The sequence below is a fragment of the Pannonibacter sp. XCT-53 genome, from assembly GCF_009915765.1.
In the GTDB taxonomy this organism is placed as follows: Bacteria; Pseudomonadota; Alphaproteobacteria; order Rhizobiales; family Stappiaceae; genus Pannonibacter; species Pannonibacter tanglangensis.
In genome coordinates, this window is sequence record NZ_JAABLQ010000001.1 from 1,002,634 (window position 1) to 1,014,265 (window position 11,632).

General features: G+C 67.5%; 8 protein-coding genes. 1 reads left to right on the forward strand and 7 read right to left on the reverse strand.

Going from position 1 to position 11,632, the window contains the following annotated elements:
• Nucleotide 1: 1 nt before the first annotated feature.
• From GWI72_RS04735 to GWI72_RS04765, 7 genes are all read right to left on the reverse strand, one after another.
• Complete coding sequence (locus GWI72_RS04735) at nucleotides 2–1,891, reverse strand: beta-N-acetylhexosaminidase (RefSeq protein ID WP_161707985.1); 1,890 nt, start codon at nucleotides 1,889–1,891, stop codon at nucleotides 2–4.
• A gap of 96 nt (nucleotides 1,892–1,987) precedes the next feature.
• A complete protein-coding gene (locus GWI72_RS04740; RefSeq protein WP_161675889.1) occupies nucleotides 1,988–2,443 on the reverse strand; it encodes a GNAT family N-acetyltransferase in 456 nt (151 codons plus the stop codon).
• A 10-nt stretch (nucleotides 2,444–2,453) separates the two neighbouring features.
• Nucleotides 2,454–3,365 (reverse strand): ABC transporter ATP-binding protein, encoded by a 912-nt coding sequence (locus tag GWI72_RS04745; RefSeq protein WP_161707986.1) that lies wholly within the window; start codon nucleotides 3,363–3,365, stop codon nucleotides 2,454–2,456.
• A complete protein-coding gene (locus GWI72_RS04750) occupies nucleotides 3,358–4,194 on the reverse strand; it encodes an ABC transporter ATP-binding protein (RefSeq protein ID WP_161675891.1) in 837 nt (278 codons plus the stop codon). The genes GWI72_RS04745 and GWI72_RS04750 overlap by 8 nt, the downstream gene beginning before the upstream one ends.
• Nucleotides 4,191–5,099, reverse strand: coding sequence for an ABC transporter permease (locus GWI72_RS04755; RefSeq protein WP_161675892.1), 909 nt, complete (start codon nucleotides 5,097–5,099; stop codon nucleotides 4,191–4,193). The genes GWI72_RS04750 and GWI72_RS04755 overlap by 4 nt, the downstream gene beginning before the upstream one ends.
• A complete protein-coding gene (locus GWI72_RS04760) occupies nucleotides 5,099–6,076 on the reverse strand; it encodes an ABC transporter permease (RefSeq protein ID WP_161675893.1) in 978 nt (325 codons plus the stop codon). Before GWI72_RS04760 ends, GWI72_RS04755 begins: the two co-directional genes overlap by 1 nt.
• 172 nt (nucleotides 6,077–6,248) lie before the next feature.
• A complete protein-coding gene (locus GWI72_RS04765) occupies nucleotides 6,249–7,913 on the reverse strand; it encodes an ABC transporter substrate-binding protein (protein WP_161707987.1) in 1,665 nt (554 codons plus the stop codon).
• A 354-nt stretch (nucleotides 7,914–8,267) separates the two neighbouring features.
• Here GWI72_RS04765 and GWI72_RS04770 point away from each other — a divergent pair, with 354 nt between their 5' ends.
• Nucleotides 8,268–11,618, forward strand: coding sequence for a response regulator (locus tag GWI72_RS04770; protein WP_244314203.1), 3,351 nt, complete (start codon nucleotides 8,268–8,270; stop codon nucleotides 11,616–11,618).
• Nucleotides 11,619–11,632 lie beyond the last annotated feature (14 nt).

The window sequence follows — 11,632 nt, forward strand, 5'->3', positions numbered from 1 at the left end:
GTCAGGCCTTCGGCATCAGCGGCGCGACGGTGCTGAAGCGGGCGAAGTCCTTCATCGCTTCCGGGGTCCAGGCCGCTTCGGCAATTGCCGACAGGCGCGGGAAGACCTGGTGGTTGAAGCGCTCGCGCGAGGTGATGTGCTCGCTCCAGATGCAGGCCTGGATGCCCTTCAGCCGCAGGGCCAGATGCGGATCGTCGCCCTGGGCCTCGTAGCCGTAGGAGGTCTCGACCGGCGTGATGCCGGCCCAGCTTGCGCCCGGCTCGTTCCAGTCACCCGCCTGAACCATGTCGAGGTAATAGGTCTGGCCGGGGGAGGAGACCACGTCATAGCCGAGGGCAGCCAGCTCGGCCGTCTTCTCCCTGAGGGTCCAGGCGAACAGGAGGCTGCGCTCCGGCGACACGCCGCCGCCATGGGCGACCTCTTCCCAGCCACCGGTGATGCGGCCCTGTGCGGAAAGGAAGGCATGCACGCGCTTCAGGTAATGCGCCTGCAGGCCATCGGTGCCGTTGATGCGCTCGCGCGCCATCAGTTCCTGCGCCTTCGGCGACTGCAGCCAGGCTTCGGGGGCCACCTCGTCGCCGCCGACATGGATGACCTCGAAGGGGAACACGGCCAGCAGTTCTTCCAGAACCGTCCGGGTGAAGGTCCAGGTGGCGTCGAGGGCCGGGTTGAGCGCGTTGTTGCCATAGCCCTGGATCGACCAGTAGCTCTCCGGCTCGTCGGGATCGACCAGCTCCGGCAGCGAGGCAATCGCGGCGGCGCAATGGCCCGGAAGGTCGACTTCCGGCATCACTTCAACGCCGACCGCGCGGCCGTGGGCAACCACGGCGCGGGCCTCCTCCTGGGTGTAGAATATGCCATGTCCGAAGGGGCCATGACCGAGCTGCGGCAGGATCGGCCGGTCCAGCCCGGTGTGGGCGCCGGTTGCGGTCAGCTGCGGCAGGCGCTTGATCTCGAGCCGCCAGCCCTCGTCGTCCGTCAGGTGCCAGTGGAAGCGGTTGAGCTTGTGCCAGGCCAGGAGATCGACGAAGCGCAGCACGTCGGCAAGCGGATAGACCTGCCGCGACACGTCGAGATGCGACCCGCGCCAGCCATGGCGGGGGGCATCCTCGATCCGGCCGGCGAAGGGGAAGGCGAACTGCCCGCTGTCCTCGCGCGCGGCCATCATGGCCTGTGCCAGGGTCACGAGACCGTGGCGAAGGCCGAGCTCGGTGCCATAGGTCAGGACAATGTCCGACCCGTTGAAGTCGATCTGATAGGCTTCCGCGGCAAGCGTTGCACTTGCGGCGAGGCGCAGGGCGACGGCGCCTTCGGGGGCCACGAACACGAAGGGATTGGCGCGCAGCGTGAAGAGACGGCGGGCGAGGGCGTTGACGCCGCCGACCACGCGCTTCTCGGTGACCGACCCGCCCTCAAGCTTCAGGTGCACCGGGGCCCTGGCCATCCAGGACGCGACGGCGACGCTGGCCGGCTGCGGCAGGACGCCGAGCGTGAAGTTCGAGCGCTCGGCGCGGGCGGCCTCGAAGCCGGCGATCTGCATGTCGGCAACCGAGACCGCCTCGGCGCTGCCGTCCGCAAGGATCACGAAGGCACTCTTCGGGCCGTCGTTGGAATGCAGGGCCTTGCGGCTGAGCGAGGTCTCGACGAAGCGCCAGCTGTCGCCGGGGGCCAGCGTCAGCCCGGCCGGCGGGGCGTATTCGTGGTAGTTGGCCTGACGCCGCACCATGCTGCCGTTCTGGCAGACCGAGGGGCGCACGGTCCGGGTGATCGAGGTGTACCCCAGCGTGAACCCCGACAGGGGGCTGTCGGACAGGTTGGTCAGGGTGACGGCCAGCTCCCGGCCATCGTTGGCGGTGTCGGTCCAGATCACGTCGAGATGATACTTGGTCATGGCTGTCCTGCGAGGCGGGGTCCGGCCCCTGCGGGGATGTCCGGACGGGAAATCGGTTTCAGAGGCGGCCGCACCGGGGCGACGCGGCCGGATGCATCAGCGCAGCAGGCCGCGATAGATGCCGGGTGTGGAATTGGGGATCTCGATGGCGCCGCAGGTCTTGACGTAGAACTCGACCGGTCCGGCCGCGCCGATGACGGCATAGGCAAAGCCGTCGGCCTTGAGGGCATCGAGCGCCCGAAGCAGCAAATGGCGGCCAATTCCGCGTCCCTGCCGCGCCGGATCGACGCCGGTGGGCCCGAAGAAGCCACGGGCGGTCACGTCATGACAGGCAAAGCCGGCCAGCTCGCCAGCCTCGATGGCGACGAGAAGGCGGGCCGGCCGCGCCGCGAGGGCGACCGTGCATTCGCTGACCCAGCCGGGGCTGAAGTGCTTGCCGACGAAGGCGGTCACCACATGGTGTTCCGGCGGCAGGGCAGGGCGCACCACCAGCCCGTCCGGGAGCGGCGGCGGGGCGGGAAGGCTGTAAAGCGGAACGAGAAGGTCTGGCATCACGGGTCCCTCAGTGCAGCGCGAAGAAATGCCCGTCGCCGGCCATCGTCATCGAGGTCACGTCGCGGGCGGCGTCCTTGCGCACCTGCGCGGCCTGTTCGGCAAAGCTCTGGCCATCGCCGCCGAGGCGGATGGCGGGGTCCGGCACGGCCGAGCGCAGCAGCTGCGTGTAGGCATGCTGCGGCGCGCCGACCACCCTGGCCGTCGGCCCCTGCTCGACGATCTGCCCACGGAACATCACCGCCGTTTCCTCGGCCAGATACTGGGCCGTGGCAATGTCGTGGGTGATGTAGAGCAGGGCGAGGCCGCGCTCGTCCTTCAGCCGCCGCATCAGGCCGAGCACCGACTTGCGGATCGAGACGTCGAGCATCGACGTCGGCTCGTCGGCCACGATCAGGCGGGCATTCACGGCGAGCGCGCGGGCGAAGTTGACGCGCTGGCGCTGGCCGCCGGACAGCTCGTGCGGGTACTTGTCCGGTGTCGATTTCGGATCAAGCTCGACATCGCCGAGGAGATCGAGGAGCGCCCGTTCCGGATCACGGTCCGGCTGGTGCAGCGCCAGCGGGCGCAGGAGATGATGGCGGATCGTGTGGGCCGGATTGAGGGCCGAGAACGGATCCTGGAACACCATCTGCACCGAGCGCTGATACGCCTTCTCGAGCGCCCGGCTGTGGTTCGTCTCGATGTCCTGGCCTTCAAACAGGATGCGCCCTTCGGTCGGGGCGTAATGGCGCACGATCAGGCGACCGACCGTGCTCTTGCCGGACCCGCTCTCGCCGACCAGCGCCAGGGCCTTGCCCGGCTGGAGGGTCAGCGAGACCCGGCGCAGCGCTTCCACGCGGCGGGCGGGCCCGAAGACCGGCTTGGTGACGAAGGTCTTGGAAACGCGTTCGAGCGTCAGGATCGGGGAGGTGTCAGCCATGGACCAGGCCCTTCTCGGCTGGGGCGCTCAGGATCGGCATCGCCTCCCAGAGCGCGCGCGTGTAGTCGTGGCGCGGAGCATTGACCATCTGGTCCGTTTCGCCGATCTCGACGATCTCGCCGCGCAGCATGACGGCGATCCGGTCGGCGATCTGCGCCATCAGGGCCAGGTCGTGGGTGATGAACAGCACCGAGAAACCGAGCTTTTCCTTCAGCGCCACCACCTGCTGCAGGATTTCCCGCTGCACGATCACGTCAAGGGCGGTCGTGGGCTCGTCCATGATCACCAGACGGGGGCGCAGGGTCAGGCCGAGGGCCAGCACGACGCGCTGGCGCATGCCGCCCGAGAGCTGGTGCGGATAGCTGTCGAGACGGTCGGCAGCGATGCCGACCATGGCCAGCATCTCGGCCGCCCGGGCTCTTGCGTCCGCCTTGCTGATCGGGCCGTGAGCCTTGAGCATGTCGTGGAACTGCTCGAAGACGGTCAGCACCGGATTGAGCGAGTTCATCGCGCTCTGGAACACCATTGCGGCTTCCGACCAGCGGAAGGCGCGCAGCTCTTCCGGGCTCAGCGCCAGCACGTCGCGCCCGTCGAACCGGATCGACCCGCCCGAGATGAAGGCTGGCGGCTTGTGCAGGCGCATCAGGGCGAAGGCGATCGTGCTCTTGCCGCAGCCGCTTTCGCCGGCCAGGCCCAGGATCTCGCCCGGGGCGATCTGGAACGAGACGCCGCGCACGGCGGTAAACGTGCCCGTTCCCGTCAGGTAGTCGACCTTGAGGTCGCGCACGTCGACGAGGGCAGGAGCATCTGTCCGGGGTGCTGCGGTCATTGGCCGGCCTCCTTCAGGCGTTCCCGGTCGAGGGCACGCTGCAGCTTGAGCGCCTTGCCGATGGTGCCCAGGGTCCGCAGGCGCGGGTTGGAGATCTCGTCGACGCCGAAGTTCATCATCGACAGGCCGACGCCGATGAAGACGATGGCAAGGCAGGGGGCTGCGATTTCCCACCAGGCCCCGACCGTGATCGCCGACGAGGTCTGGGCGTTGTAGAGCATGGTGCCCCAGGACAGCGACAGCGGGCTGCCGAGGCCGAGGAACTCGAGCGTGGCCTGGGTGATGATCGTGAAGATGATCGAGCCGATGAAGTTGAAGCAGATGATCGACAGCAGGTTCGGCAGCATCTCGACCAGGATCATCCGCCAGGCGGGCTCACCCAGCATGCGCGAGGCCTCGATGTAGTCGCGTGTCTTCAGCGTCAGGGCCTGCGCACGGGTCACGCGCGCGCCCCAGGCCCAGGAGGTCAGGCCGATGATCAGGGCGATTGCCCAGGGGCTGACCTGACCGAGGAAGGCGGCGAGCACCAGCAGCAGCGGCAGCTGCGGCAGCACGAGCACCACGTTGGTCATGAAGTTCAGGATCTCGTCCACGACGCCGCCGAAATAGGCGGCCGTGATGCCGATGATGGTGCCGTTGACGGTCACGATCAGGCCGGCGACGAGGCCGACCATGAGCGAGGTGCGGGTGCCCCAGACGAGCTGGGCGAACACGTCGCGGCCCATGCGGGTGGTGCCGAGCCAGTGGTCCCAGGACGGGGGCTGGTGCGGGCGGGCAACGCGGGCGAGCGGATCATAGCCCGCAATCAGCGGCGCCAGCAGCGCGACGGCAAGGTAGAGCAGCACGATGGCGAGACCGAAGGCTGCCTTGCGATTGCGCAGGAAGGAGGTGAGGAAACCGGTCATCAGGCTTTCCGAAGGCGCGGGTCAAGGAAGATGTAGGCGATGTCGACCGTGAAGTTCGCCGTCAGCATGGCGAGCGTCATGATCAGGAGCTGGCCCTGGATCAGCGGGAAGTCGCGCGCCAGGATGCCGAGGTAGAGCAGGTTGCCGACGCCGGGGTAGTTGAACACCACTTCCGTCACCAGCGAACCGCCGAACAGGGCACCGAAGGACAGCGCCAGCGCGGTGACGGAGGGCAGCAGCGCGTTGCGGGCGGCATAGGCATAGCGCACGCGCGCATCCGAGAGCCCCTTCGCCTCGGCCATGTGCACGTGATCCTCGCCGAGCTGGCCGATCATGTTGTTGCGCATGGTGACCAGGTAGCCGCCGGTGAAGACGAGACTGAGGGTCAGGACCGGCAGGATCGCATGCGTGGCGACGGAGCCGAGGAAGGTCAGCGAGACCGCGGGGTCGAGCGCCGGGTCATAGGCATAGCCGGTCGGCAGGATCGGATTGCCGATGGCGAAGATGTAGAGCGTGGTCAGTGCCACCACCATGGCCGGGACCGACTGCATGGCCAGCGCCAGCGGCGAGAGCACCATGTCCACCCCCTGTCCGCGGCGCCAGGCGGCGAGAATGCCGAGCAGCGTGCCGATCGAGAACGACACGGCGAGCGCGCTGCCGGTCAGGAGCAGGGTCCAGGGCAGGGCGGTCAGAAGCACATCGGTGACGGGCAGCGGAAAGAACTTCACCGACGTGCCGAAGTCCCAGGTGAAGATGCTCGACAGGTACTTGCCGTACTGGATGTGCAGCGGCTCGTCGATGAAGCCGAAGGTTGCCTTGAGGGCCTCGCGGGCTTCCGGCGGGATCGTGCCGTCGGCATGCGAGAGCATGATGTCGGTCGGATCCCCCGGCATCAGCCGCGGGATGAGAAAGTTGAAGGTTGCCGCCACGAGGAAGGCCACCAGGTAGAAGGCAAGCCGTTTCAGCAGAAAGTTCATGAGCGAGGTCCAGTGCGCGGTCGCGTTCCGGGCGAGGGGCCGGGGCTGCGGGACCGGTCAGTTGCCCGCGCCGCAGCGGGCGCAGGACGGAAGAGGCCGCCGGTCGTGGCGGGCCTGTCCGGTCGCGGGAAAAAAGGGGCGGCCGAGGAGGCCGCCCCGAAGTCGCATCGGGTCAGTTGACCGGACGCAGGGAGAGGAGATGCAGCAGGCGCTCCGGCTGGTTGTCATGGACAACCGGGTTGGCGACCGGGTTTTCGGCGCTGAAGAAGCCGGTGAAGCGCTTGGTGTTGTACTGGTACCAGCGCGGGTTGTTGAACACCGGGATGACGGGCAGGTTTTCGCCTGCGATCATCTGGACCTTGTTGATCAGTTCCTTCTGCTTGGCCTGATCGGTGGTCTGGGCGAAGCCGTCGAGGGCAGCGGACAGTTCCGCATTGCGGAAGCGACCGGCGCCGAAACGGGTCACGCCCTGGTTGCGTTCATGCAGCACCGAGTCGAAGTGGGTGTAGGGCGTCGGGCCGACGAAGACCGAGTTCATGGCCATGTCGTAGGTGCCCTTGATCAGGGCCTCGTTCCACACGGCCTGTTCCGGCGTGGCGACGGAGGCCTTGATGCCGACGGCGTTGAGGCCCTCGACAGCGATCTGTGCCGCGTTCACCCAGTCGGTCCAGCCGTTCGGCACGATGATGTTGAAGTCGATCGGCTTGCCGTTCGGGGCTTCGACGAAGCCGTCGCCGGTGGTGTCCTTGTAGCCATGCTCGGCGAGCAGCGCCTTGGAGGCCTCGACGTCGTTCTGCATGTACTTGCCGAACTTCTCGTCCACGGCCGGATTGTTCCAGGAGTGGTAGGCGCGGCCCAGGCCCGAGGGGTACTGGTTGATGGTCGGGTAGCCGTAGCCGGCGATCTCGACCATGGCCTCGCGGTCCAGGGCCATCGACAGGGCGCGGCGGAAGTTCACGTCGGAGAAGGCAGCGCGGTTGCCCTCGTTCGGCGATTCCGGGTTGACGTTGAACATCACGAAGGACCCGGCCGGCAGCCAGTACTTGTGGTTGGCGGGATCCTTGGCGACATAGGTGTTCTCGATGTCGGGCAGGAACGAGCCCATCCAGTCAAGTTCACCGCGGGCGGCAGCCGCGAGCGCCTGGTCGTTGTTGGCGATCTGCGGGAAGCGCATGCAGTCCACCTTCAGCGTGGCGGCGTCCCAGTACTTCGGGTTGCGGCACTGCAGGTATTCCTGCTCGGTGAAGCGGCGGAAATCGGTGAGCGGGCCGGTGCCGACCGGCTTCGGGTTGGTGAAGGCGACCGGATCGGGAACCTTCGACCAGATGTGCTCGGCCACGATCGGAACGCGGACGATGTCGATGGCGGCCTGGCTGTTCACCTTCTTGAGGTTGAACTTGACCGTCAGCGGATCGACGACTTCGACGCTCTCGACCAGCTTGGCCATCGAGCGGGTGTCGAGGGCGGCGGTCTTCAGCACCATGTTGAAGGTGAAGGCCACGTCGTCGGCCGTGAAGGCCTCGCCGTCGGACCAGGTGACGCCGTCGCGCAGCTTGAAGGTCAGCGACTTCAGGTCGTCGGAAAACTCGTAGGACGTGGCCAGGCGGAAGTTCGGCTCGCCGCTCTTCAGGGTGTTGAAGATCACCAGCGGCTCGTACACGAAGTCCTGGATCGACGGCAGGCGGGTCGACTCGTTGAACGGGTTGTAGTTCTCGACCCACGCGGTGCGCTGCACCGGCAGCGCGGTCAGCACGGCCTCGGCTGCCATGGCGGCGCCGGATGCAGAGCCGAGAACGGTGGCCGTCAGCAGAATGCCGGCCAGACGCGACTTGATCATTTCAATCCTCCCGAGGCAGGCGGTGTTACCCCTGCGGTTTTGCTCATGCTGCCGCTGTCGGCCGAGGACGGGGATGACCGCTCCGTGGTCCCCTTGCGTCGTTCCACCGCTCCTCGCCAGCGATGCAGCGATTGCATCTTGCGCCATGCCGCAGGGGTCAAAGCCACCCGAAATTTCGTAAAGTTCGTCAAAATCGGGGCCCGATGCCGCATCGGCGAAAGCGGTAAACGCCGAAAAAAAATTTTTGAAACAAGAGCTTGCGAGGAGCTTGCCGAGCCTTGCGAAACTGGCCGGCGTTCCGGTGCCCGCCCGGCCGGCTGTGCTGTCACACCAGTGATGCTATAGGCTGGGACCTTGTCCGATCAGGGAACGCCCGACACCAAGATGCCCTTTCTGCCGCAAGGCTTCCAGACCCGTGTCATGATCACGCTGATCCTGGCTTCCGTGCTGCCGCTCGCGCTCGGGGGATGGGTGTTCTTTGCGCTGGTGAACCGCAACATCACCGAGGAGACCTATCGCCAGGTCGCCTTCGCGCGGGACGCCAAGAGCAGCGAGGTGCTGCAATACCTCACCTTTGCCCGGCGCGAGGCGGAGAGCATCGGCCAGTCCGCCAACGTGCGCTATGCGGTGGGCGACTTTTACGGGTTCTCCTTCGCCATGGGCCAGATGGCGGCGACCGAGACACAGGCCGGCGCCCGGCTGCGCCTGCTGTTCGGCGTCGAACCGGGCGGCTCGACCATCATTCCGCCGCCGGCGCCGGTGGGCGAGGACATCCTGCTGCGCGAGGCGCTGGAATATGCCAACGCGCATCGCCGCTTCCATCCGTCCTTCGCCGATTTCATCGCGGCGTCCGAATACGACAACCTCTATCTGGTCAACACGCGCGGCCGCGTGGTCTATTCCGTCGCCAAGGACGCCTATCTCGGCCACGATCTCAACGACATGACCGGGCCGCTGGCCGCGCTCTACGCCAAGCTGCGGGTCAATCCGCAGTCCCAGGCGCTGCTCTTCTCCGACTTCGTGCATGATCCGGTGAGCGGGCAGTTCGTGGCCTATCTCGGCATGAACGTGCGCCTCTACACCACGTCCAACGCCACGATCTTCTTTCGTCTGCCGGCCGAGGGACTGGGGCGGCTGATGCAGGCCAGCAACGTGATGACCCTGATCTCGTCGCGCGGCGAGGTCATCGCCGCCACCCGCGGTGCCGGCATCAGCACGGCGAGCCCGGCGGCCGTCCCGGCCCAGATGCGGGCACCGCAGGGCATCGAAACCCTGACGGAGGGTCTGATCGGCGTGCCGACCCTGTCGGCCTGGAAGCGGCTGACCGATCCGGCACCGGGCTGGCTGGTGGTGGCCGAATCCGAGCAGGCACGCGCCTTTGCCACATCGCGTCGCCTGCGTGACGCGCTGCTCCTGATCGGTATCGCGGCCATTGCCGCGCTGGTTCCGGCAGCGCTCGCCCTGTCCCGGTCGATGACCGGACCGATCCGCCGTCTGGCGCGGTCGGCGACCATGGTCGCCAACGGGGCACTGGACGAGGAGCTGCCGGAGTATGACCGGCCCCTCGAATACGCCGACCTGTCGCGTGCCGTGACCCAGATGCGGCGGTCGCTGCGCGACCAGGTCGAGGTGATCAGCCAGAAGAATGCCGAGCTGGAGCAGCATCTGCGCCAGATCGAGGAAAAGAACGCGGAGCTGGAGGAGGCCGACCGGATGAAGGACCGCTTCCTCGCCGCCACCTCGCACGAGTTGCGCACGCCGCTCAACGGCATCATCGGCATTTCCGAAACCCTTGGGGCCGGCGCCATGGGCGAGTTCGCCCCGGCCCAGAAAAGCCAGCTGCACCTCATTGCCCTCAGCGCCCGGCGCCTGTCGCGGCTGGTCGATGACCTGCTCGACATCTACCGTATCCGCGAGGGGCGGATGCGGCTCGACCTGCAGCCGCTCGACGTGGCCCAGAGCCTGCGCAACGTGCTGCAGCTGGCCCGTCCGATGCTCACGGGCGAGCCGGTGACGCTGCGGGTCGATGTTGACGGGGAGGTGCCGGCGGTGCATGCCGATCCGGTGCGCTTCGAGCAGATCCTGTTCAATCTCATCACCAACGCGGTCAAGTATGGCGGCGAGGGGCGCATCGAGATTTCCGCCCGCCGCAGCGATGGGCCTCGCGGTCCCCGCGTGGCCATTGCCATCCGCGACTTCGGGCCCGGGATCTCGCCCGACAGCCTGGAGCGCATCTTCCATCCGCTGGAGCAGATCACCGGCAGCGGCTCGCGCGCCGCCATGCAGGAGGGCACCGGCCTCGGTCTCACCATCGCCCGCAACCTCGCCGTGCTGATGTCGGGCACCATCGAGGTGGAGAGCACGCTCGGCGAGGGCTCGACCTTCACGGTCAGCCTGCCGGCCTCCGACCAGCCCGCGCTGCCGGTCAATCGCTCCGAGCTGCATGAGGTGCTGGCGGGGCCGGATGCCGTGGCCTCCCGCCCGCTTGCGGAAGGCGACAGCGCCGCGCCCTCGATCCTGCTGGTCGATGACGAGCCGATCAACCTGCAGGTGCTGCGCAACGTGCTGCTGCCGCGGGGCTACCGGGTGATCGACTGCGACAATGGCCCGGACGCGCTGCGGCTGGTGGAAGAGTACCACCCCGATCTCGTCGTCCTCGATGTCATGATGAGCGGCATGAGCGGACTGGACGTGGCGCGCCATCTGCGACGCCGGTATTCGCTCCTCGACCTGCCGATCATTCTCCTGACCGCCCGTGGCCGCACCCGCGACATGATCGCGGGCTTCGAGGTCGGGGCCAACGACTATGTGGTGAAGCCCTTCGTCAAGGACGAGCTGGTCAGCCGCATTGCCACCCTGCTCGAGGCCTCGCGGGCCAAGCGGCGGGCGGAGGAGAACAGCGAGCTGAAACAGGAGATCGAGCGCCGCATCCAGGTGGAGGATGCCTTGCGCCTGTCGCAGCGCCGGATGGGACAGCTCCTCGAGGCACTCGAGGACGGGCTGGTCTGCGCCAATCCCAAGGGCGTCGTCACCTTTGCCAATCCGGCTGCCGAGCGCTGGCTGGGTGAGGCTCCCGTCAGCGGCCAGACCACCCTCTCGGATCTGCTGCCGGACGTGGCGCTGGCGGCCCTGTCGGGCTTGACCGGTGACGACGACACGCGCCGCGTGGAAGCGGAGATCGACGGCCGCCGTCTGGTGCTCAACGCCTTCGCGCTTCTCCCCGATGCAGGCGGCGGCATTGCGCTGCTCCTGAGCGAGGCCGGACGCGAGGCCCCCGGTCTGGTGACATCGGTGCGCGATGCGGTCGACAGTTCTCTGCCGGCGCTGGCCAGTCCCGTGGCCGACGATCTCGATGTCGTCAGCGCCGATCCCTACCGCGCGCAGATCGTGGCCGTCATGGGCGAGGTGCTGGCCCTCTGGAAGCAGCTGACGGGCAAGGGCAAGGTCGACTTCGCCGAGGCCAGCGGCATCTGGCGGGTCAGCCTCGACAAGTCGTCGCTGCAGACCCGCACGCTTGACAAGTACCTGATGCTCGAGACGCTGCCGGTCAATCCGCGCTGGCGCGACGTGCTGCGCTCCGGTGACTACCTGCTCGAACAGGCCGCACGTCCCGATGCGCTCGACACGCCCGCCATCCGCGAGGCGCGCGAGCGGCTCGCGCGCGATCTCGCGCTGTTGCGACGCCTGTTGCCGGCCGGGGCCTGACCGCAGGGCCAGGC